The sequence below is a fragment of the Bacillus cereus group sp. N6 genome, from assembly GCF_016483705.1.
GTDB lineage: Bacteria > Bacillota > Bacilli > Bacillales > Bacillaceae_G > Bacillus_A > Bacillus_A wiedmannii.
The window spans coordinates 42,243-64,602 of sequence record NZ_JAEHBI010000001.1 but is presented as its reverse complement, the minus strand read 5'-3'; the positions used below and the strand labels follow the sequence as shown (position 1 = coordinate 64,602).

Here is a 22,360-nt window from a genome sequence, read left to right as displayed (position 1 = left end):
GATGCTTTCTTTATAAAAAGAAGGATGTCACAAAAGTCTTAAGACTATTGTGACATCCTTTTTTATTACCCTGCCATTTTATTAATACTATCCTCTGGCGAAAATACCGAAATATGATTTACCTTACCAGTCGATTTTGGAATAATGAATTTTAACTCAAACTGATTGTTTACTTTATATACATATATTTGATCTTCCCCATTTACTTTAACTGAAGCTGGTTTTCCTAATGCTTTCTCTATTTCTTGTAATGTAATTGATTTTAGCTCAGCATGATAGGAGCGTACATCAAAAACTTGTGATCCTTTATTAAAACCGAAGCTAACATTTTTATTTGTAAAGGTAGCGTACATTCCGTTACCTGCTTGTTCCGTTTTATCTGCTTTCCCCCAAGCTTTTTCAATTTCTTCAATATCTCCTGTATGTGCTGCGAACGGAACGTTAGGTACTTTTCCTTCTTTCGCTAGTTCAAACAAATCTTTAACATAGTTAATTGATTTTTGATTTATTACTGTATCTTTCGTGCTTGAATCAGTCTTTGGTTTTGTTGATCCTTCATTATTTGATTTTGCATCAGGTTCTTTCTTTTCTTCAGCAGAGTTATTCTGTTCGTTTTTACTATTTTCAGAGGTTGGGTTTGTTTCCTTTTTTTCGTCTGTCCCTTTACATGCTACTAATGCAAATATGCATGTAAAAGCGAGAAATAACATAGCTATCTTTACATACACTTTCATACATTTCAGCCCCCTATCATAATCTTATTCCTTTCGATAACCAATCCATGACACCACTTTTCAAATTGTGTTTGTTCCAAAAAATAAATACTTCACTCTCTCCCAATGCTTGTACAACATATTCTACAAAAGCTGTTCCTAAAAAATAACCGAGTCGGTTGTATCCAAAATACTGTCCTCCCGATAACCGGAACCACTCTTTCTCTTTTTCGAACGTCCATCCTTCTATATAATCTTCCAAAAAACGATTCTTTATTTGTTTTTCATTTTCTATATAGCATTGTAACCAACGTTCACCATCATTGTTATATGAGTAGTACACTGATTCATTTACGCCTTTTATAATTTGCTTTGATAAATATGTTGCAACACCTTCACGATACAAAGTAACTGCCGCGTCAGTCCACTCAGCTTTTGTCCAATCCATTCCATCATTTTGTAACATAACATTATGATATATATGTCCTATTTCGTGAGCGACAATAACACGAAGGTGATTTACATCTGGAGATAATTTTTCTGCCGCAAAAAATATGTCCCCAATAATTTCCCTTTCTACAAATGCATTAGAGCCAAAAGCTCCAACAAATAGATGAAAATTCATATTTACATCAAAGTTATATTTATAATGATATTCATTCGTTATCTCTTGAATAATAGTCGGTAATGTTTCTGCAATGATACGAATTTCTTCTATTTTTGCGGGATATCGTTTAATGGCATTAGAAACTCGTTCTCTCGTATGTGGACAATGATACTTAAAGTATTCTTCAAATATCTCTGGATGCGAAGTAAAGTATTGGTTGAGGACTGCTAATTCTACATCGTTACTTTCCCATAATTTTAAAAAACTTGGAATTGTATTATTTATCATTTTTTCCATCTCCTTATATATCCCTTCTCGCCATTTACACTGCAATCCTTCCTGAAACGTAGAAAAAGCAACAAAGAAAGATAAGTCTTCTTTGTTGCTTTTTCTGTTTAATCAAACCATTTATCACCATCAGAAATCCATTTACCATTATTCAAACCATAACATTCATCATAATAATAAAAAAAGCTGTCCAAAAAGGACAGCTTTACATATGTATTTTTACACTTCGATTGACTTACCATCTTCAACAATATGATAAAGTAAGTGAGCTAAATGATGAATTGGGCCATACTCTTCCTCTTCCTCATCTGTTTCACCGTGGAATTCAAGATCATTTAAGTATAGTGCTAAAAATTGATAGTATAGTTTTAAATCAAATCCGTAGCACGCAGTTGGCTCTTCATGATCCCCTTCGTATTGTAACATTAAGTATTGATCATTACCTTCTGCATCTTCTGCGTCAAAGAATACGAAGAATCCAACGTTTGTATCTAAATCAAATAGATGACGAGTGCCTTTTTCTGTTGCTTTATTGAAGTCCTCTTCACTTAATTTATGTACTGTTGTCGCTTTAGCATTATCTTCTTGATGGAAATTTACTGTAAATGTTTTCAATGCTGACACCTCCTGATTGTATAATACTAGCATAACATATAAAAAGGACTGCTTACAAATGTAAACAGTCCTTACATTCATTTTCGCATTGCTCGCAATAAGAAGCTTACGATGAAAATTAAAACGATCGCACCGATTAAAGCTGGAATAATTGCATATCCACCAATGACTGGACCAAAACTACCAAGTAATTTCGAACCAATCCATGAACCGATAATACCAGCAATAATATTACCAATTACACCACCAGGTACGTCCTTTCCAGTAATTAAGCTCGCAAGCCATCCTAATATACCACCGACGATTAAAGACCAAATCATATGATAACCTCCTTTATATTTTACCAATCAAAATATAATTAGAAACAATTGCTTACCATTAGTTATGTTACATTTTTCAATAGTTATTCATACAGATCAACTATTAGATTATTTCAAAATAATGAACGGCCAGTTTTTCGACTCGAGGTTGATGTTATTCGTAATACACATATTAAGGACAGTCAGGCTTTAATATTGTCCGCATAAACTCTTCTTTAAATGCAGGATAGTTAAAACCAACTGCAATTTTTTGAATTGGTCTATTATCAAATGTTGTTGGCTCGGCTATTTTTCTAAAGTCTGCCACACTTTGTCCTCTTGTTACGTCATTTGTCGTACTAATCCAAACTGCAGATTTTTTGTATTCAAAAATATCATCATTTATAAATGAAATGAACGGAAGTAAATCGTGAATTGGACTTCCAGCAATACCCGGGTATTCTTTTTTATAAAAGTTCTCATAATAAAAATCGATCATTGGTTTAATAAGCTTCGCTTGCCCTGTTCCTTCTTTATTAATAATATCCACCATTTCAGGAGTAATGAGGGCTGCTTGCGTTACATTTAACGGATAAATAGTCGCATTCTTTGCGTACTTCATCACAATATTTGCGGCGATTGGATCTCCATAAAAATTAGCTTCTGATACAGGAGTAACGTTACCAGGAAATAAAAACGCACCGCCCATAATATAATATGAACATACCTTATCCATTACATTTGGATATAATAAAAATAACGTTGCCAATGTTGTTAATCGTCCAGTCGCTACGATAATAATATCTTCTGGACAAGGCTCGATGAATTTAATTAACTCACAAAAATTTTCCCGTTTACAAATCCTCATATCAGGTGGAATAATCGGTCCCAAACCGTGATCCCCATGAATTTCGGGAAAGAACAATGGTTCTTCCGCTGTCATTGGTCTAGCTGCACCCTCAATGATTTTCACTTCTGTAGCATAGTATCTTTCTAAAAAATACACATTTTCTGTTACGATTTCTCGCGATACATTCCCATATTCAGCAACAATACCTATAATATCTAATTTACATGTTTTATTTGCATAAATTAACGCCACAGCATCGTCAATACCAAAGTCTCCAAAAAAGATGATTTTCTTTTTAACTATCCTCACCCCTCTTCAACATAATCTACTATTATTATTATGTAAAAAAGACAAGGCTGTGAAACAGTGCAAACTAAAAAAGCCGCCTATTTATTGGCGACTTCAATCTTTTTATATGATAAATATGCTAATACATTCTTACTTGAATCGTATTTTGGATTATTCCCTTTTCTCGGTTCTCTCATATGTGTTTTTTCAAATCCAGGAATGTCCGGCATTTTCTCCATAAATTCAAGCATTTCTTCTTCAGTTCCTTCAATACGTACGCGAATCATTATTACTTTTCCTCAATTCTCATTTTCTCTGTACTAAGTATAACGTACTTTGAAAAGACTGCAAGAAATTTATCTTTTTAATGTCGCGCTTTTTTTACATACAAACAATGCCATTTCAGTATAAAACGAATTTATTTTATTATTTTCAATTTGAATATTAAAGAATTCTTGCATTTCAACTGGTGTTTTCATCATACACTCTGTTAATTTCATACGTTTCTGCAAAGGTACATTCATCATATCGCACCACCAGTCAAATTCAAATCTCTTGTCAAAAGTAAGACATGACTGCATTTGCAAACCGTTTTTTTCTAACAAGGTAATCCATTCTGTTTTTTTCAGCGCTCGTTCATGACTCGGATCCCGCTTTTTTTCTATAAAATTATAAAATGTATCGTATTCATTATTTTCCGGTGAAACATTATCTATTAAAATAAACAATCCATTATGTTCTAACGTACGATTTACTTCATATATAAACTGAGGTGGATTCGTAAAATGATGTGCTGCAATTCGGCACGTAATTGTATCAAAAAAACCATCAGCAAACGGTAAACTTTCAGCGTTTCCAGCAATAAAAGATACATTTTCATGTCCATTACTGATAATAAAATTTTTCGCATTCTCTAACATTTTTTCTGTTAAGTCTAAGGCAACTACTTCTTTAAACAATGGGGCTAATATATTCGCAACATGTCCACCGCCAGTAGCAATATCAAGAAGACGATTATTATGACGAGACTCAACTTGTTGAACGACATATTGTAAGTCTGGTCCATTAGCATGAATTTTACTTTTTACATATTTTTCCGCATTATTACCAAACTGTTGTTTCACAAGCTCTTCTTTACTCATTTTATCATCTTCTTTCTATTGTTATTTACATATGGGATTCATATAATAATTAAAGTTCTCTTTATGTATTTTCAAATCCTCTTTTCAGCTTACTTCTTATCATGCTGTCCTATCATCAATATAATATTAATTTTACGTTTTATTACGAAACAAAAAAGGCTACGGGAACTTGTCCCCTAACCTGACTAAATATTTATTACATTTTTACTTTTTTATATACATCTATATAATATAAATCCTCTTTCAACTTCATAATAACGTCTACTTCGTTATAAGTAGCCTCACGAGCATGTAAACCAAATTGATCCATACCAATCCATATCCATTCAGGTGTATGCTGTAGAACATCTATGTTAAAATACTCTAATTTAATAAGCTCCGATTTTATAAATTTATCTTTATTAGCGATTTGTTTATCCATTAAGCCGTATTCTTTTCCATTTTCAAGTAGCGATATAATTTTCCCTAAAATCGGATGTTCACGTATAATAAAATGATATTCCCTTTCGTCTACATTCGCCATAATTAAACGAGAATTAGATAAATCTAATCCCAAACTCGGCATATTTATTTTAATCACCTCCAATATTAGTTTCATCTCCATCCTAACAAACAAATATTTAAATAATATTAATATAATGTAAAAATATAAAGGCTGATTTCCCTTTAGAAATCAGCCTTTATATTTTTATATCGTTTCTTTTTCCTCATTATTTCTAGAAACTAAATTTCCAATAGCATCTGCCGTTACTTCAACTACAAATTCACACATACCTGCTACAACTTCTCCAATTACTTCATCCATCTTTTTTACCCCCTTATTTTTTTATATAACTTATTTGTAGTATAGAAGAGATTGGTTATTTTTAACTATCGGAAAACGTGACAACAACATTACAGTTTTGTAAGCTTTTTCAATTTACGTAGCTTCTATCCTTTGAAACTCCAAGTATGATTAACAAGCATATAGACCATCATAATATTAGGTAAGTTCCAATTATGAATTATGCTAGAGGAGGCGTGTAAAATTTACTACGTAAAATTAATTAAAGGTCAATCATTCTATGCTTTTGAACATCGATTTTTAATGTCTGAAGAAGAAGAGGTTTCAGAAAAAGTTTATAATTACTTACGTCGTAATGAATTTTTCGAAGTACGTAAAGAAGAATATTCTGCTTAATTAAAAAAAGCATCAAGAAATATATCACGTAATTGTGATATATTTCTTGATGCCCTCATGTAATCTCCCTCTTTGATCAATTTTGCTCAATTCTCTTAAAACATTCTATTATTTGTCCAAGCTATTTTATCGTAAATTTCATATTTTAGTATATGAGGAGGTGACAAATATGACTCATATCATTGATTACCAAGCTACTCAACCTATAAGTAAAACTGGTGAAACAACTTTTGCAATCCCAGCTTCTCCAAATAAAGCAATTCTAGCAAATTTGAAATTAAGAATTTCAAGTAGAGATTCACGTAATAATCGAGTAGAATTAATAGCTACAGTTGGTGTAGAAGGTATAACTGAGATTTCACAAATTTTATTCCGAATTTTCCGTGATAACATTGAGATTTTTAATACACAAGTAGGTATTGAATCTACAGATTCTGAACAATTCTATGCTCAAACATTTCAAGCTATAGATCAAAATGTTAGTAGTGGAACACACGAGTACTCATTAACTGTAGAAAACCTAACTAGTGGTGCAAGTGCAGAAGTTATTGGTCCTCTATCTTTTAGCGCTTTAGCTATTGGACAAGAACGTAACTGCTGCTAAGCCAATCTAATATTTAATTTTGTACTTGAGAAAAGCAAGACGTAGTATATGCGTTCTTGCTTTTTTAATTTCTTTATATTTATCCTTATTTTTAATAGACACTTCATCATAAAATTTTTACATTTTCATTGCTTATTTTAGCAACTAACAAATCAAATTTTTGACAAATCAAAAAGATTGAAATCCACTCATGAAACACGTAATATAGACTCTGACTCTAAAAAAGTTCGTTATAAATTATACATAAAATAAGGAGGTTTTATATACGAGTTTTTCATTTTAAAAGACGGAGAGGTTTTACATTATGTGGCGTAATAAAAATGTTTGGATTGTGTTAATTGGGGAGTTTATTGCTGGTCTAGGGCTATGGCTTGGTATTCTTGGCAACCTTGAATTTATGCAAAAATATGTCCCTTCTGATTTCATGAAATCAGTTATATTATTTATCGGACTATTAGCTGGTGTACTAGTTGGTCCTATGGCTGGTCGTATTATCGATCAGTATGAAAAGAAAAAAGTTCTTCTTTATGCTGGGTTCGGTCGCGTTATTAGTGTTATTTTTATGTTTTTCGCTATCCAATTTGAAAGCATTGCCTTCATGATTGCATTTATGGTTGCTCTTCAAATTTCTGCAGCATTTTACTTCCCTGCATTACAATCTGTAATTCCACTCATCGTACGTGAGCATGAGTTATTACAGATGAACGGTGTACATATGAATGTAGGTACAATCGCTCGTATTGCAGGTACTTCACTAGGTGGAATTCTTTTAGTTGTAATGAGTTTACAGTATATGTATGCCTTCTCAATGGCAGCATACGCTCTATTATTCCTCTCAACTTTCTTCCTACAATTCGAAGATAAGAAATCAATAACACCAAGTAAACAAGCTGCGAAAGATAATAGCTTTATGGAAGTATTTCGTATTTTAAAAGGAATTCCTATTGCTTTTACAGCACTTATATTAAGTATTATCCCTCTATTATTTATAGCCGGATTTAATTTAATGGTAATCAACATTAGTGAAATGCAACATGATCCAACGATTAAAGGCTTTATATATACCATTGAAGGTGTCGCATTTATGTTAGGGGCCTTCGTTATTAAACGTTTATCTGACCATTTCAAACCTGAAAAATTATTATATTTCTTCGCTGTTTGTACCGCTTTTGCACACCTTTCCTTGTTCTTTAGCGATATAAAATGGATGTCTCTTACATCATTTGGTTTATTTGGTTTTAGTGTTGGTTGCTTCTTCCCTATTATGTCGACAATTTTCCAAACGAAAGTGGAAAAAAGCTATCATGGTCGTCTCTTCTCATTCCGTAATATGTTTGAGAGAGTTATGTTCCAAATTGTCTTACTCGGCACAGGCTTCTTCTTAGATACGATTGGATTGCAATATATGGTTCTCATTTTCGGTGTGATTTCATTATTAATTATTTTCATTTCATTATCTAAACAGAAACAATATGAAAAACAACCTTCGCAATCTGCGAATTTATAACATAAATAAAGACGCATGGATCATATTAGATTAATCCATGCGTCTTTGTTATATAAAGCCTTATTTATTACGCTTATTATAATTATTTAAAGGAGTACCCTCTTTCGCTTTCGAATACAGTATACTAACATGATATATACAGGAGGTGCGAAATTGTCTGATGGTATGCAGTTATTTAGTATCTTTATTTTTGTATTAGCTCTGTTTAGCATCATAAACTTTTTAGCAATTTCCTTATCTGGACATAACCTTAAAAGAAGAATTATCGCAGGTTTCATTTTTTTACTACTAACTCCTATTGTTTTTTTTGCTACCGTAGCATTCGCTTCTATATTTGATAAAGCTGGATTTGGCGCAGGTGGGCTAGCCTTCATTGTTGCAATTATATATATTTTAAATGGAATAATGATCCTACTTTCCTCATTATTTTTCCTCAAAAGAGACATAACATAGATTATAGTACTCTGCATGAATCTGACTTTGCACTAGATTCATGCTTTTTCAATTCCGTCTAAATTTTTATGTGAAATTAAATAATTCTTTATAAAAATTTAAACTTTATTTATTACAATATTCGTATCGTATTCGCACGTTTATTAAAAATGAAAAGAAAGGAGTACAAAATGAAAAAGGTTCTATTAATTATTCCAATATTCATCGTTCTACTTAGCGGATGTAGCAATAATGATATATACGGTTCTTGGGAAGTCGTTGACAACAAAAATGGTCTTTGCCCTGCATCTTATAAATTTGAAACAGTTGTAAAAGAAGAAAAGAAAGAAAAAATTGTTCAATATTTAGTGGAGATGCAAACATCAAAGGAAAAAGAAGATTTATACAAGGGCTCATTTGTAAAGAATTCTAATGTATATCACATTGATTATGGTAACTCATTTACATCGGATCAAACTTTAAAAGTTGTCGATGGCAAATTAAATGTATACTTTTATGCAGTGGAAAAGTTATGTACATATAAAAAGAAATGATTACACTTCATATAAGACGCAGAAAATATTTTCTGCGTCTTATATGTTTCTCCTTATTATCCTCCCTCTAAATTTGTCAATCGTTTTAATTTTCATAAAAAAATGATAAAATGTAAACATGTGTTTTCAGAATAATTAAAAACGCAGAAAGAAAACACTGTTTTTAGGAGGGGTTTTGATGACTTACACGTTAGCAACTAGAATGAAAGCATTCCAATCTTCTATATTTAGTGAATTAGGGGCTTATAAAAAAGAAAAAATTGCAGCAGGTCACAAAATGATTGATTTAAGTATCGGGAATCCTGATATGCCGCCTGCTGATTTCGTAAGAGAAGAAATGGTACATACAGCAAGTGAAAAAGAAAGCTATGGATACACATTAAGTGGTATTCAAGAATTTCACGAAGCTGTAACTGAATATTACAACAACACTCATAACGTTAAATTAAATGCCGATAAAGAAGTTTTATTATTAATGGGTTCACAAGACGGACTCGTTCATTTATCTATGGTTTATGCAAATCCGGGAGATATTATATTAGTTCCGGATCCAGGATATACAGCTTATGAAACTGGAATTCAAATGGCTGGTGCAACATCTTACTACATGCCATTAAAGAAAGAAAATGATTTCTTACCTAACTTAGAGCTAATTCCTGAAGAAATTGCCGATCAAGCGAAGATGATGATTTTAAACTTCCCAGGGAATCCGGTTCCAGCAATGGCTCATGCAAATTTCTTTAAAGAGGTAATTGCATTTGCGAAAAAGCATAACATTATTGTTGTCCATGATTTTGCTTATGCTGAATTTTATTTTGATGGTAATAAACCAATTAGCTTCCTCTCTGTACCTGGTGCTAAAGAAGTTGGAGTAGAAATCAACTCTTTATCAAAAAGTTATAGTTTAGCAGGTAGCCGTATTGGATATATGATTGGAAACGAAGAAATTGTTCGTGCACTTACTCAATTTAAATCAAATACAGATTATGGTGTGTTTTTACCAATTCAAAAAGCAGCATCAGCGGCACTAAGAAATGGCGCTGCGTTTTGTGAGAAAAATCGCGGTATTTATCAAGAACGTAGAGATACTTTAGTTGATGGATTCCGAACATTTGGTTGGAATGTTGATAAACCAGCTGGTAGTATGTTCGTCTGGGCCGAAATTCCGAAAGGCTGGACTTCGATAAATTTCGCTTATGCATTAATGGATCGTGCGAATGTCGTTGTTACACCAGGTCATGCATTTGGACCTCATGGAGAAGGCTTTGTACGTATTGCACTTGTTCAAGATAAAGAAGTGTTACAACAAGTTGTTGAAAACATTAGAAATAGCGGTATTTTTTCTCTTGAAAAAGTAAATGAATTAGTTAAAAATTAATGATAACTCCCCTGCTTAACTGTAGCAGGGGTATTATTTATTGGAGGTACTTTCATATGCATATTCAAGACACTCTTCCTCATCGTTATCCTTTTTTAATGATTGATAAAGTAACAAATGTAAAACATGGTGAATCCGTTACGGGATATAAACTGATTTCAAATAATGAGTGGTTTATAAATGATAATCAAAAACATATGCCTCATATGTTAATTGTAGAAGCACTTGCTCAGCTTAGTGCATTTGTAAATACAAGTGACTCTGAAGGTCTAGGCTTCCTCTCTTCGTTGGATGGGGTTGAATTCCACGGAAACGCATATCCCGGTGATAAACTTGATTTACATTATAAGCTTACTCGCAATCGTCGAGGTTTTATTCTCGGTAAAGGTACTGCAACTATTAACGATCAGCCTATTGTAACTATAGAAAAGCTATTAATATATCAAGCAGAATAGAGACGATGTAATTCGTCAGGATATCTCTCTCCTACAAATTCGTCTCACCAACATGAACAGAGTAAACAAATTACTTGGTTAGGAGCAGGAAAATGGAAAGTACTATCGGTATCGATGCTGGAGGAACATTAACGAAAATTGCTTATTTGAACGAACAAAAGCAATTAGCTTTTGAAAAATTTTATTCAAATGAACAAGATAAAATAATAGATTGGCTTAAGAAAAGCACTCGTATAAAACAAATATGTATAACAGGTGGTAAAGCAAAACAATTATAGCAACTACTTTCAGATTCATATAATATAGTAGAACTAAACGAATTTGAAGCTACTCTTGTAGGTGTCCGATACATATTAAAAGAAGAGCAATATGATATAAACAACTTTATTTTAACAAATATAGGTACAGGTACTTCCATTCATTACGTTTATAATGAAAAATATATTCGAGCTGGTGGAACGGGTGTTGGCGGTGGTACTATTATGGGGCTTTCAAAATTGTTAACAAATATAGATCATTTTGAAGATGTGATTCCTTTAACAAAATTAGGTTCTAGAAAAGAACTAGATATTACGGTCGGTGATATTTATGGTGGCATTCTCTCTCCTATTGATAATAGCTTAACTGCAAGCAATTTTGGTAAAGCTGCTATTTCAGAATCAAAATATAATAGCTCAGACATACTTGCTACTGTACAAGGACTTGTCGGTGAAGTCGTTACTGCATTAAGCCTTCAATTCGCCGAAAAAAAAAACATTGACCATATTATTTATATTGGTTCGACTCTATGTAATAACGTACACCTTCAAAATATTATTAGTAGCTACACTAAATATCAAAATAAAATACCTATTTTTTTACAAGATGGTGGTAATAGCGGTGCGATTGGTGCTTTACTTCATATTACGGATTAAAAAAGCTGACTTTTGTCAGCTTTTTTACAACGGTACTTCAAATTCAATAATTGATTCCCCGCCCTCTCCAATTCGCTCTACACTAATTCTATCAATTACACATTGTAACTTTTTAGGTAAACTATGAATATCCTTGGCTACTTCAGCAGCTAACTCCTCATTACTTTTTCTTCCAACTGTTACATGCGGTATGTATAGAATATCCTTTCTCAAAAATTGTAGTAAGGGACCTGTATATAGTCTATCGTGTAATACTTCTATTTTTTCTTTCCCACTCTCCACTTCCAAAAACAAATAGTTTCCTACATTAGTGATACGATTTGCAAACTCAATTTCAATTTTGCTTATCCCTTTTGCTGAATTCAAAATATGAGATTTTAATTCATCATTTGAAATATTACTCTTAAACGGAAATACAATTGTTATATGCGGTGGAATTAATTCAAATAAAGGATCATGTATTTGTCTAATGTTCTCTATTTTATCGATGGACATATTATTTAGAAAAACTAAAATTGTACGCATTTTTATCCCCTCTACTTTCCCTTATTTTAATATGTATCATATTCTATAACTGTCTTGCACTTCAACAAATTATTTTACTTACATGTAAAAATAAAAAACTTCTCAAATGAGAAGTTTTCATATAACATGATTACTATTTTCCCGCCAAACTTTTCTAAACTTTATATAACAAGCAATTCTCCACGGAATGATATACGATACTGCGACTACGTAAAATAATAAACCAATCGTTTGTTGATCTAAATCCACAATAAATTGTCTTGAACCATATCTTAAAATAACAAGTGCAATAAAAGTAATTAAAAAAGCTGCACTTTTTTTCGTATAAATATTCCCATCATCTCTTCGCTCATAATTTGTTAAAACTATAAGTGGTACGGCGAAAAGAATTCCAATGAATGCTGCTATTATAACTTGTAAAATAGCTGGATGTATGGGACCTAAAAACCATACAATACCTGGTGTTAAAAATAGTAATGGCCATAAAATACGTTTTCCTGTTCCTTTTATTGGCTTGTGCATAGAACGATAACGACGCCAAAATATGAGCAATGCAATGCATAAAAAGACTGTAATTAGTGAAGAAGTGTCTCCCATTTGTTTTTCCTACTCTCCTCAAATATATACTTAATTATATTTTAAATTGTTTGCTCAAATGATACCTTTCGAATAAATATACCGCTAGTCACGACATAGACGATAGTTAATATAATTGAAATGACAATAAAGTATGGGATATCTATTAAAGATAGATTAGATGTAGAATTTAAATCCTGTATTCCTACTTCTGCATAAAGCACACTATTCAATGATATAAAAAATGTTCCACCAATCATAAGACCAATCCACTTAAAACGTCGCTTAATCACAACTACTACTTGAAAGAAAGTTGCTATTGTAACATACAATAATAGTTGTACAATAAACTGTTTAACTGATTGTTCTCCTAAACTAATATTTACTGTACTATACAATGTATTTTTTAAAAAAATCACTTGAAGGAATGAGAAAACCACAGCTTGTAATAAGATATAGAAAACTGATCCAATGAAAAACTGTAATCTCGTTACTCCAAACGAAACTGCTAAACGAAACACATCATCCTGTATGATAAAAGTACTTACTACTATAAACAATGTAATTGCAATTGAAGGATTATTTAATATATGTTGTAAAAATCCTTCTCTTATTTTTCTCAAATCCATTACACTTGTAATTCCTTTTATAAGTAATGCTGCAATCCAAAATATTATAATTGCTTTATAATGAAAATTTATATGTAACTTCAACTGCTTCATTAACATCGTCATTTCACTTCACCACCCGTTATGTGTATAAATAGTTTTTGTAATGTAATACTATTAATCAGTAACCCTTCTTTTTCAAGAGAGTAATAATCTTCATTAGATAGTCCTTCCCATATAACAGCAATCCCCTTATTTCCATAAACTTCTCGATTTATTACTTTTTTATTGATTGAAAACTCATCCACTTTATCTTTTTTCCCTGAAATAATATGACCTTGTTGTAATAAATCATCCACTGATGATTGAACAACCAGCCTTCCTTCTTTTATGATAATTACCTCTTCGATAACATGAGTTACTTCTTCTACTAAATGTGTTGATAATATAATTGTTCTTGGATACTCACCGTAATCTTCTAGTAGTAAACTATAAAACAACTCGCGATGTGCTGCGTCTAAACCTGTAGTTGGTTCATCAAAAATGGTAATTGGCGCCCTACTTGCTAATCCTTGAATAATTCCTACAACAGTTTGCATTCCATGTGATAGTTTATGGTATTTTTCTTTCAAATTAAGTTGAAATTTCTTGGCAAGTTCTTCAGCAAACTCTTGATCCCAGTTTTTATAAAACATGTTACATAAATTAAAAATTTCTTTAATTTTATTATTTAGATACGCAGCTTCTTTCACTTTAATAAAACAAATATTTTGCATCGCTTTACTATTTTCAAAAACATGTTCGCCAAATATTGATATACTTCCACTACTTGAAGTAATTTGGCCTGCAAGTAAATTTAATAGTGTCGTTTTTCCTGCCCCGTTTCTACCGAGCAAACCATATATTTTATGCTCTTCCAATGAAATCGTTACTTCATTTACTGCTATTTTCTTTTTATATTTTTTCGTTACGGCTTTTGTTTCAAGTGCAATCATCCCTATTTCCCTTCCTTCGTAATTTTTTGAATCATATCCATCAATTCATCTTTGGATATTTCTAGTACTTTTGCTTCTTCCCACACTTTAGGTAAATATTCAGTCATAAAAGTATTTTGTCTTTTTTTAAGTACGACTTCTTTTGCTCCCTTTGCAACAAACATCCCAATCCCTCTCTTTTTATATAGAATCCCTTCATCCACTAATACATTTACCCCTTTAGCTGCAGTAGCTGGATTTATTTGTAACATCTTCGCAAATTGATTTGTTGATGGAACTTGTTCTTCTTCAAGTAATATGTCTTTTAAAATATCAGATTCAATCGTTTCTGCAATTTGTAAGTATATTAATTTGTTTTGCTCCAGAGTAGGTTTCACAATTTCACCACCTTAGGTTCATAGGTTCGTTACTTATGTAATTAACCATATCACATAAAAACATTTATTTCCATAAATTTCTTTTACAAAAAAAGAGAGTCATTCTATTAAGAATGACTCTCTTTCTAAAATTTCGAGGTTTCAACTCTTGTTCTCAAATTCTTTTCATTTATTCCATTTTGACAAAAGTTAAATTGTTGTTCCGTTATGGACTTTGTACGATCTACTACTTGCCCTAAATGATAACTTGTATGCTCCGCTAAATGTAATAAGCTATGAAGATTCATATGCTTTTTTTCTTCGCATGCTTGTAAATATGCTTTTCTCCATTCATCAAATACTTCTTCAACGTACTGTAGCAAAACTTCAGTACGTTGTCGCTTTACTGGAAAATACTCCTCGATTCCCTTTTCAAAAACTATATTTGGATTTTTATAACGACTAGTATTTCTCTGTATATGTTCACTAATATGCAGTACGATTCCACCAATTGAATTAATAGAGTCCCTTTGTTTCCACAAATCTTCTTCACTAACGAGGCTAATTGCCTGTAATAACTTAGGTAAATAATGATCTTGCATTCGATGATAAGTAATTTTGTATACTAACTCCACCTATTCTCCTCCTATCATTTCAACTACTGCACTGGATATTTAACAAATATAGATTTCCGAAACTCTTTCTCATTTATAAACATTGTAATTTTTTCGCTATTATCGTTAAGGAACTTTACTACTTTCTTTTTATCCCATATATCATTTTCTTTTGGAAAATCATCAAATTTTTCATACAAGATTGATAGTATATCTTCTCTTTTTATCGTGAAATTTTTATTTTCTACTTGAAACTCGTAACTTTTCGCATTTGGTACTAAAATCGCTAGATAAATAACGTTAAAGAGAAAATTCTTCTCCATTGTGTCCTTGCCATCAAACCAATACGTCTCAACCATGTCTTCTGTCAGAGTTCCATTTGCACCATAGTTTACCTTTATACTTTCATTCTCCAAACTAATACTTTGAAATGTATCACCACCGGGTAAATGATTAACAATTGCAACTACATCTGAGTTATTACCAACGTATGTCCCAGCATATTTCTTAAAGTCACTAGGTTCAACATCAGATATTTCTTTTATTCTTTCTCCCCTAGAACAAGCAGTAATACATAAAAAAATTGTTAGCATAACAACTACATTACGATGCATATATTTCATTTAGCATCCCCCATTTTTATCGATATTTCGTTCATTACAATACTTCTTCTCAAAACCCTTTAAAATATACGCATTTTAATCAAAATTAAAAATTTTCAATTTTTATGTTTACAATTATCCATTAATTGTATATACTTACTAACGTAAGAAAAAATTTTAAAAGGAGGTCGAAGGAAATGATGAAATTACAATTACATGCTTTAACTTTAGCGTTAACTGCACCTTTGTTTTTCGGACAATTAAATATGAATTCGACCACCCTAATGGAGAATTGAAAATCGTACATTATTTCGATTAATTGATAAATTCGCCACAGGAGGTCGTATACTTTCCTGTGGCTTTTTGACGCCCTGCCATAGGAGAACTATATCTTCCTGTGGCTTTTTTGTGCGATTTTTTAGCCTCTTACATCATTTTTTTATGAAAGGAGCAACATTCAATGACTATTAGCGTATTGTTTTTAAGTATTACGATTCAAAGAAATAAAATTTCTAAAGATGAAATTTTTCATAATGAGCAAATTGAAAAAGCTATGAATGATGTTAAGGAGCGCCAAGCGCTTTATTGTGATCACCTGTAATTCCTTTTCGAAAGGAGGAATTCATTTATGACTTTTCATATTTTCTTTTTTACAACTGTACTTCAGAAAAACACTTTATCTGAAGATGAAATCATTCGTAAACAACAATTAAAACAACTGACTGATAAAATGACTGACATTAAAAGTTCATACTATACGCAAATGTATTAAAAATATATTTTAAAGGAGCAATACCTTCATGAAATTCAAAGCATTCTTTTTAACAATCACCATTCAAAAACGTAAGCTTTCTCAAAGTGAGATTTTGCGTGAGCAACACATTCAAACTATTATGGACGAACTGAAAGAGCGTCAAGCTTCTTATTACAGCCGTCTTTTCTAAATAACTTTTAAAGGGGAAAAAACAAATGAAATTTAAAGTATTCTTTTTAACGATCACCATTCAAAAAACTAAGTTCTCAGACAGTGAGATATTGCATGACCATCAAATTAATAAAGCTATGGAGGATGTAAAAGAACGTCAAAGTCACTACTGTAGCCATCTATAATTCCTTTCGAAAGGAGGAATGTATCATGAAGTTTCACCTTTTCTTTTTAACAATTACAATTCAGAAAAAAAACTATTCTGATGCGGAATTAAAACAGGAACAACAATATAAACAGGTTATAGACGAAATTCGAGATCGTAGAAGCAAGTACTACTCTCATCTATAATCTTTTAAAAATATAAAATTTGAAAGGGGTCGATTATGATGTTGCTAGCACGCTGTAAGGAAATGATTTGGATAGTTCAGAGGGATTCCACATAGTTTTATTGAGGCTATATCATACAAGTTTATCGTTATATTTGATATGTAATAAATATATAATAAAAGTTTATGCATACACTTTTTTACATTGATTAACAAACAAAAGATACACCACTTAAAAAGCGGTGTATCTTTCTCAACTTATACTATTTTCGATTACTTCGTTTCGTCTTAAACAATCTCACTAAGTTCGATACAACTGTTTTTGTTACTGCATAAACTGGTACTGCCAAAATCATTCCGATAATTCCCGCAAAGTTACCTACCCCTAAAATTAAAATAATAATTGTTAACGGATGGATATTTAATTTTGAACTCATAATACGCGGTGAAATGATGTTACTTTCAAACTGTTGTACAATTGTTACGATAATAATTACGTACAACGCTTGCATCGGAGATACGAACAGACCTATAATAACAGCTGGTGCTGCACCGATAAATGGACCTAAGTTAGGAATGATATTTGTAAATGCTGCTATAATTCCTAAAACGAAAGCGTACGGTAAATCGATAATTAAATAACCGATAAAAGTAAAAGCACCTACAAATATACAAACGAGCGCTTGCCCTTGAATATATGCAGATAATGTTTCGTTCGTTTCCTTAATGATACGAAGTCCTTCTTCACGGTAAGACTCAGGTAATAGACTAACTGCTTTCCCTGGAAACGCATGTCCATCTTTAAACATATAAAATAAAATAAACGGTACTGTGAAGATAACTAATGCAACGTTTGTGATAATACCAAATAAAGCCGTTGCACTCGACGTAATCGTGTTTGGTATATCCTTTAAGTATTCAATCGCGTTTTTCTCAATTGTTTCAATGGAAACGTAGTTTTGTGTAGATAACCATTCAAATAATCTGTGATGGGATAAATCTTGTATGTATAGTTTTCCCTCTTTAATATAACCCGGCATATTTTTTACTAAATCCATTAACTGTTGCGAGATCGTTGGAACTACTACCCCAACTCCAACTGCAGTTAATGTTATAATAAAAAGATATAACAGTAAAATCGCTAAATTTCTAGGTACTTTTTTATTCTCCAAAAAGACTAACAATGGGTTAAATATGAAGTATAAAAATAACGCGATTAAGATTGGGAAAAACAATGTTGATATGAAGATACCAATCGGTTGAAATAGAAACGATATTTTTGTGCAAATAAATATGATCGCTACAACCATTAGCACTTCTAATGTCCAAAAGTGCACTTTCGATTTCAAAAAAACGTCCTCCTTTAAACTAGCACTTCTCTTCATTGTACCAAAATAAGCAAGAATTTCACATAATATTTTCCTTTACAATATTCCAAAATACCAATAAATACACTACAATGAGATTACATACAAATTTGCAGGTAAAGGTGATAAAAATGACACAATGCATCATATGCAGAAAAGATACGAAAGAACTTAGTGAACAATATGTCATCCCCGAAATATTATGTGGATATTATTTCACAAACTCAATTTGCGATACTTGCCATGAACAAATGACAACAAATATTGATCGTCCCTTAATTCGGCATAAATTAAGTCAATTTAAGATTGAGCAAATGAAAAAACAAATTGATTCCCCGCTCTATACGAATGAACATGGTGAGGAACTTGCGGCTGCTGAGACAGATGTTGTTGAAGTAAGTGATGAAATACTTTATTCCAATGCATTAATTATGAAACTATGTAAAAAGCACGATATTTCGCTACATAATGAAATTTGGAAAGAAGAACGTGTAACGAAAGTAGCTAGCTCTATTCAACGTGAATTACTTTTAGATAACCGTAAATACAAAATGAGTGTATTAAAAACAGCTTACACTTTCGCTGTCCAAGCTGTTGATGGCTATTTTGAAGATCCAGATGCGATTGTTATTTCTAACATTCTATCAAATGCCGATTTTATGGAATTAAAAGAAAAAAGTATAGTTCGCGATTTAAGTAAAAGTTCTTTATGGAATACATTAAATACAAATAGCGAGAACCATTACTTTATTTTATTAAGTGATAAAGATGGCCTGTTCTGTTTCATTCGTCTATTTGATATATTTGACGTTGTCGTTCATTTATCAGAAAAGAGATATGAACTTTCATCTCCAATTGTCGGCGTAAATGATGTAAATAGGCAGGAATTTTATGTCCAAACTTTAAAACAGTATATGGATGGGCTATTTAAAGAAAAAAAACCTACTATTTAATCGAAATCAGAACATACGGTCTCCTTTCTTGATGAAAAGACACTGTGTTATAATAAGTATGAAAAGAACAATACAATCACATAAACCAATTATTAATTGTAAATAAATAAAAAAGACCAGTGTGCGGCTACACACTAGTCCACGTAACTTAGCAGATTGGATTGTTCATTTATCCTATTTGTTTCTTACAAACAAAACAACCCACATTCTATTGGCATAGGTGGGTTGTTATTTTTTGAGCTTGTCTATTAAAACGACGACGAACGTTAACAATGCAACGAGAAACAGTCCACCCTGCAGTAGCAACGCTATTTCACTCACGTATTATCACCCCCCTCCTATTTGGAGAAGTGATAATTGAACAACCAACCGTACCTTAAGTTACTATTTAATTTTACCATATTTTCTAATAGTTTACGACGAAAACCCGCAAGTGAAATACTTGCGAGTTTTTTTATCCCGTATTAACAGGCAGTAAACAAAATGAAGCAAAACATAGGTGAAACTGCCTGTTAATGGCCGATTGGTTCAACTTTATTTCTCACTATTTTTTTAATGCATATGCATCAGCTATCATTTCACCAACAATTTTATTTTCTTGTTTCTTCTCGTCTTTCAATAAAGGAAATAACAGTTCTGCCACTTCATATGCCTCTTCTAAATGGGGGTATCCTGATAATACAAACGTATCAATTCCTAACGCTTCATATTCTTTTATTCTTTCTGCTACTGTATGCGGATCTCCAACAAGCGCAGTGCCAGCACCACCTCTTACAAGCCCAATTCCAGCCCATAAGTTAGGACTTATCTCTAACGACTCTCTCGTTCCTTTATTTAAATGTGTCATTCGTTTTTGTCCAACTGAATCATATCTTGCAAATGTTTTTTGAGCGAGCTCAATTGTTTCATTATCTACATATTGAATTAACCTTTCAGCCTCTTCCCATGCTTCTTCTTCTGTCTCTCTTACAATTACGTGTAGTCTAATACCAAATCGTACGTTACGCCCCTTCTCTTCCGCAAGTTTTTTTACTTCATCTATTTTCTCTTTCACTTGCTCTGGTGGCTCTCCCCAAGTTAAATATACATCACTATGTTCAGCCGCAACTTCTTTACCTGCAGCGGACGATCCGCCAAAATAAATTGGTGGATACGGTGTTTGAACCGGAGGAAATACAACTTTACTCTCCGTAACTTTAATATGTTTTCCTTCTAAAGAGATTGTTTCACCTTGTAATACTGACTTCCAAACCTTTAAAAATTCATCTGCAACTTCATATCTTTCATCATGTTCAAGATACAATCCATCACCTTGCAATTCAACAGGATCTCCTCCAGCAACTACATTAATAAGTAATCTCCCATCTGAAATTCTATCAAATGTAGATGCCATCCTCGCTGCAACTGTCGGTGACATTAACCCTGGTCTAACTGCTACTAAAAATTTTAATTTCTCTGTCTCAGCCGCAAGAGCTGATGCTAACACCCATGGATCTTCACAACCTTGACCAGTTGGAAGTAATACACCAGTATATCCTAAATAATCAGCTGCCTGTGCAACTTGCTTATAATAACCATATTCAGCTGCTCTTCCTCTTTTTTTCGTTCCTAAATATCGACCATCTCCATAAGCCGGAATAAACCATAATAATTCCATATCTTTACACACCCCTTATTTATTTTGAAACGTATACTAACATACTCTATATAAATTACCCCTAATAATTTACTCCGCTATTTGCGGGCAGTAAGATCCCGATTGGTGAGGGCTGATAATCAGTGGGGGATGTCCCCTACTGATTAAAGTTTCACTTTATATGTTAATTCCCTGTCTCTCCATTAAAATTATCTCGCCATCTTAAAAACTTCACTTCTAGTAAACGTACGAGTGAATCAGAAAACTTTCCAACGAATGCAAAAATAATAATGCCGACAAATACGATATCTGTATTTGAAAATTGCCTTGCATCCATAATCATATAGCCGATACCTTCTGTAGACCCCATAAGTTCTGCTACTACTAAACTCACCCATGCAACTCCTAATGATAATCTTGCTCCGAGTAATAGGTTCGGCAATGCTGCTGGTAAAATTAATTTTGTAATTAATTTTCTTTTACTAAACTCTAACACTCTGGCAACATCGAATAACTTTGTATCTACACCTCGTATCCCTAAAAACGCGTTTACGTATAGAGGAAAAAATGCACCGTCCGCAATTAATAATACTTTCGATGTTTCTCCAAAACCGAACCATAATACGAAAAGTGGCGCAACAGCTAAATGAGGTACAGTTCTTAACATTTGTACAGATGGATCTAAATATTGCTCACTTCTCGTTGAAAATCCAACAATCGTTCCTAAAATAATTCCTAAACTCCCGCCGATAAAGAAACCAGCCGCAGCCCTAAATACACTGATACTTAAATGACCGAATAACTCTCCTGTTTTAATAAGTTCTTGAAAAGCTAGTAATATATCTAATGGCGTTGGTAAAACTGTTTTAGAAACTAAATCGAATACGCCGGCTAACTGCCAAATAATTAATACGATAATCGGTATAGTAATCGCTCTTACTAGCACTTTTACATTCGTCTTTCGCACTTTCTTTACATTGTTTTTGCCAATCGTTATACTCGCCCTTTTCATAACAGCTTTCGTATTCTCCAATTTACAAAACCTCTT

Annotated in this window: 32 protein-coding genes and 1 pseudogene; 14 read left to right on the top strand and 19 right to left on the bottom strand. The window is 32.4% G+C overall.

The window, feature by feature from the left end:
- Positions 1 to 65: 65 nt before the first annotated feature.
- The 8 genes from JDS99_RS00355 to JDS99_RS00320 all read right to left on the bottom strand — a co-directional run bounded on the left by JDS99_RS00355 (position 66) and on the right by JDS99_RS00320 (position 5,367).
- A complete protein-coding gene (locus JDS99_RS00355; RefSeq protein WP_088082026.1) occupies positions 66 to 734 on the bottom strand; it encodes a YjgB family protein in 669 nt (222 codons plus the stop codon).
- A 16-nt stretch (positions 735 to 750) separates the two neighbouring features.
- Entirely contained in the window at positions 751 to 1,608 is an 858-nt protein-coding gene (locus JDS99_RS00350) for a gluzincin family metallopeptidase (protein WP_199694163.1), read from the bottom strand.
- 219 nt (positions 1,609 to 1,827) lie between these two features.
- Positions 1,828 to 2,223, bottom strand: a complete 396-nt coding sequence (locus tag JDS99_RS00345) for a hypothetical protein (RefSeq protein ID WP_000847586.1) — start codon at positions 2,221 to 2,223, stop codon at positions 1,828 to 1,830.
- A 77-nt stretch (positions 2,224 to 2,300) separates the two neighbouring features.
- Positions 2,301 to 2,543, bottom strand: a complete 243-nt coding sequence (locus tag JDS99_RS00340; protein ID WP_000638305.1) for a GlsB/YeaQ/YmgE family stress response membrane protein — start codon at positions 2,541 to 2,543, stop codon at positions 2,301 to 2,303.
- A gap of 172 nt (positions 2,544 to 2,715) precedes the next feature.
- The gene (locus JDS99_RS00335; protein ID WP_199694161.1) at positions 2,716 to 3,681 is read right to left on the bottom strand and encodes a nucleoside hydrolase; all 966 of its coding nucleotides are present in this window, start codon (positions 3,679 to 3,681) and stop codon (positions 2,716 to 2,718) included.
- A gap of 77 nt (positions 3,682 to 3,758) precedes the next feature.
- Positions 3,759 to 3,947 (bottom strand): DUF3970 family protein, encoded by a 189-nt coding sequence (locus tag JDS99_RS00330; protein WP_000621879.1) that lies wholly within the window; start codon positions 3,945 to 3,947, stop codon positions 3,759 to 3,761.
- A 69-nt stretch (positions 3,948 to 4,016) separates the two neighbouring features.
- Entirely contained in the window at positions 4,017 to 4,802 is a 786-nt protein-coding gene (locus JDS99_RS00325; RefSeq protein ID WP_088063751.1) for a class I SAM-dependent methyltransferase, read from the bottom strand.
- Between the two features lie 196 nt (positions 4,803 to 4,998).
- Positions 4,999 to 5,367, bottom strand: coding sequence for a hypothetical protein (locus tag JDS99_RS00320; RefSeq protein ID WP_199694360.1), 369 nt, complete (start codon positions 5,365 to 5,367; stop codon positions 4,999 to 5,001).
- 462 nt (positions 5,368 to 5,829) lie between these two features.
- Here JDS99_RS00320 and JDS99_RS00315 point away from each other — a divergent pair, with 462 nt between their 5' ends.
- The 8 genes and pseudogenes from JDS99_RS00315 (at position 5,830) to coaW (ending at position 11,826) form a co-directional block, all read left to right on the top strand.
- Positions 5,830 to 5,982, top strand: a complete 153-nt coding sequence (locus JDS99_RS00315) for a YqbF domain-containing protein (protein WP_131932391.1) — start codon at positions 5,830 to 5,832, stop codon at positions 5,980 to 5,982.
- A 169-nt stretch (positions 5,983 to 6,151) separates the two neighbouring features.
- Positions 6,152 to 6,586 carry an exosporium protein ExsC gene (exsC, locus tag JDS99_RS00310; RefSeq protein ID WP_199694159.1) on the top strand — a complete coding sequence of 145 codons (435 nt, stop codon included), beginning with the start codon at positions 6,152 to 6,154 and terminating at the stop codon, positions 6,584 to 6,586.
- A gap of 304 nt (positions 6,587 to 6,890) precedes the next feature.
- Positions 6,891 to 8,093, top strand: a complete 1,203-nt coding sequence (locus JDS99_RS00305) for an MFS transporter (protein ID WP_048560752.1) — start codon at positions 6,891 to 6,893, stop codon at positions 8,091 to 8,093.
- A gap of 153 nt (positions 8,094 to 8,246) precedes the next feature.
- Positions 8,247 to 8,546: a hypothetical protein gene (locus JDS99_RS00300; protein WP_098857867.1), complete on the top strand. Its 300-nt coding sequence runs from the start codon at positions 8,247 to 8,249 to the stop codon at positions 8,544 to 8,546.
- 170 nt (positions 8,547 to 8,716) lie between these two features.
- The gene (locus JDS99_RS00295) at positions 8,717 to 9,079 is read left to right on the top strand and encodes a hypothetical protein (protein ID WP_061673347.1); all 363 of its coding nucleotides are present in this window, start codon (positions 8,717 to 8,719) and stop codon (positions 9,077 to 9,079) included.
- Between the two features lie 178 nt (positions 9,080 to 9,257).
- Positions 9,258 to 10,457: an LL-diaminopimelate aminotransferase gene (locus JDS99_RS00290; RefSeq protein ID WP_199694157.1), complete on the top strand. Its 1,200-nt coding sequence runs from the start codon at positions 9,258 to 9,260 to the stop codon at positions 10,455 to 10,457.
- Positions 10,458 to 10,513: 56 nt separating this feature from the next.
- Entirely contained in the window at positions 10,514 to 10,912 is a 399-nt protein-coding gene (locus JDS99_RS00285; protein ID WP_087983795.1) for a 3-hydroxyacyl-ACP dehydratase FabZ family protein, read from the top strand.
- Positions 10,913 to 11,004: 92 nt separating this feature from the next.
- Positions 11,005 to 11,826, top strand: a pseudogene (gene coaW, locus JDS99_RS00280) (type II pantothenate kinase).
- A 24-nt stretch (positions 11,827 to 11,850) separates the two neighbouring features.
- On the opposite strand, the gene JDS99_RS00275 reads toward coaW, so the two are convergent.
- The 7 genes from JDS99_RS00275 to JDS99_RS00245 form a co-directional block, all read right to left on the bottom strand.
- The gene (locus JDS99_RS00275) at positions 11,851 to 12,351 is read right to left on the bottom strand and encodes a 2'-5' RNA ligase family protein (protein ID WP_199694155.1); all 501 of its coding nucleotides are present in this window, start codon (positions 12,349 to 12,351) and stop codon (positions 11,851 to 11,853) included.
- A 117-nt stretch (positions 12,352 to 12,468) separates the two neighbouring features.
- On the bottom strand, positions 12,469 to 12,948 hold the full coding sequence (locus tag JDS99_RS00270; RefSeq protein ID WP_098857863.1) for a CcdC family protein: 480 nt from the start codon (positions 12,946 to 12,948) through the stop codon (positions 12,469 to 12,471).
- A 41-nt stretch (positions 12,949 to 12,989) separates the two neighbouring features.
- Complete coding sequence (locus JDS99_RS00265; protein ID WP_098857862.1) at positions 12,990 to 13,661, bottom strand: DUF4052 family protein; 672 nt, start codon at positions 13,659 to 13,661, stop codon at positions 12,990 to 12,992.
- Positions 13,658 to 14,530, bottom strand: coding sequence for an ATP-binding cassette domain-containing protein (locus tag JDS99_RS00260; protein ID WP_199694153.1), 873 nt, complete (start codon positions 14,528 to 14,530; stop codon positions 13,658 to 13,660). The genes JDS99_RS00265 and JDS99_RS00260 overlap by 4 nt, the downstream gene beginning before the upstream one ends.
- Positions 14,531 to 14,532: 2 nt before the next feature.
- A complete protein-coding gene (locus tag JDS99_RS00255; protein ID WP_000805192.1) occupies positions 14,533 to 14,907 on the bottom strand; it encodes a GntR family transcriptional regulator in 375 nt (124 codons plus the stop codon).
- A gap of 125 nt (positions 14,908 to 15,032) precedes the next feature.
- A complete protein-coding gene (locus JDS99_RS00250) occupies positions 15,033 to 15,521 on the bottom strand; it encodes a hypothetical protein (RefSeq protein WP_199694151.1) in 489 nt (162 codons plus the stop codon).
- Between the two features lie 23 nt (positions 15,522 to 15,544).
- Complete coding sequence (locus tag JDS99_RS00245; RefSeq protein WP_199694149.1) at positions 15,545 to 16,123, bottom strand: DUF4825 domain-containing protein; 579 nt, start codon at positions 16,121 to 16,123, stop codon at positions 15,545 to 15,547.
- Between the two features lie 439 nt (positions 16,124 to 16,562).
- Between JDS99_RS00245 and JDS99_RS00240 the strand changes: the two genes are divergently transcribed.
- From JDS99_RS00240 to JDS99_RS00220, 5 genes are read left to right on the top strand one after another with little or no spacing between them, the layout of a single operon-like run.
- Positions 16,563 to 16,703, top strand: coding sequence for a YrzI family small protein (locus tag JDS99_RS00240; protein ID WP_000156178.1), 141 nt, complete (start codon positions 16,563 to 16,565; stop codon positions 16,701 to 16,703).
- Positions 16,704 to 16,730: 27 nt separating this feature from the next.
- On the top strand, positions 16,731 to 16,874 hold the full coding sequence (locus tag JDS99_RS00235) for a YrzI family small protein (RefSeq protein WP_000142721.1): 144 nt from the start codon (positions 16,731 to 16,733) through the stop codon (positions 16,872 to 16,874).
- A 28-nt stretch (positions 16,875 to 16,902) separates the two neighbouring features.
- On the top strand, positions 16,903 to 17,046 hold the full coding sequence (locus JDS99_RS00230) for a YrzI family small protein (protein ID WP_199694147.1): 144 nt from the start codon (positions 16,903 to 16,905) through the stop codon (positions 17,044 to 17,046).
- Positions 17,047 to 17,071: 25 nt separating this feature from the next.
- Positions 17,072 to 17,212, top strand: coding sequence for a YrzI family small protein (locus JDS99_RS00225; RefSeq protein WP_000669812.1), 141 nt, complete (start codon positions 17,072 to 17,074; stop codon positions 17,210 to 17,212).
- A 25-nt stretch (positions 17,213 to 17,237) separates the two neighbouring features.
- Entirely contained in the window at positions 17,238 to 17,378 is a 141-nt protein-coding gene (locus JDS99_RS00220) for a YrzI family small protein (protein WP_064473550.1), read from the top strand.
- 241 nt (positions 17,379 to 17,619) lie between these two features.
- Here the strand turns inward: JDS99_RS00220 and JDS99_RS00215 are convergent, their stop codons facing one another.
- Positions 17,620 to 18,705 carry an AI-2E family transporter gene (locus JDS99_RS00215; RefSeq protein ID WP_199694145.1) on the bottom strand — a complete coding sequence of 362 codons (1,086 nt, stop codon included), beginning with the start codon at positions 18,703 to 18,705 and terminating at the stop codon, positions 17,620 to 17,622.
- Positions 18,706 to 18,854: 149 nt separating this feature from the next.
- Here JDS99_RS00215 and JDS99_RS00210 point away from each other — a divergent pair, with 149 nt between their 5' ends.
- Positions 18,855 to 19,676 (top strand): HNH endonuclease, encoded by an 822-nt coding sequence (locus tag JDS99_RS00210; RefSeq protein ID WP_000189705.1) that lies wholly within the window; start codon positions 18,855 to 18,857, stop codon positions 19,674 to 19,676.
- A gap of 228 nt (positions 19,677 to 19,904) precedes the next feature.
- Here JDS99_RS00210 and JDS99_RS31805 read toward each other — a convergent pair whose 3' ends face one another.
- The 3 genes from JDS99_RS31805 to JDS99_RS00200 form a co-directional block, all read right to left on the bottom strand.
- Positions 19,905 to 19,997 (bottom strand): putative holin-like toxin, encoded by a 93-nt coding sequence (locus JDS99_RS31805; protein ID WP_001289320.1) that lies wholly within the window; start codon positions 19,995 to 19,997, stop codon positions 19,905 to 19,907.
- A gap of 223 nt (positions 19,998 to 20,220) precedes the next feature.
- Entirely contained in the window at positions 20,221 to 21,333 is a 1,113-nt protein-coding gene (gene ssuD / locus JDS99_RS00205) for an FMNH2-dependent alkanesulfonate monooxygenase (protein ID WP_199694144.1), read from the bottom strand.
- A gap of 163 nt (positions 21,334 to 21,496) precedes the next feature.
- Positions 21,497 to 22,345 (bottom strand): ABC transporter permease, encoded by an 849-nt coding sequence (locus tag JDS99_RS00200; RefSeq protein WP_199694143.1) that lies wholly within the window; start codon positions 22,343 to 22,345, stop codon positions 21,497 to 21,499.
- Positions 22,346 to 22,360: the final 15 nt, after the last annotated feature.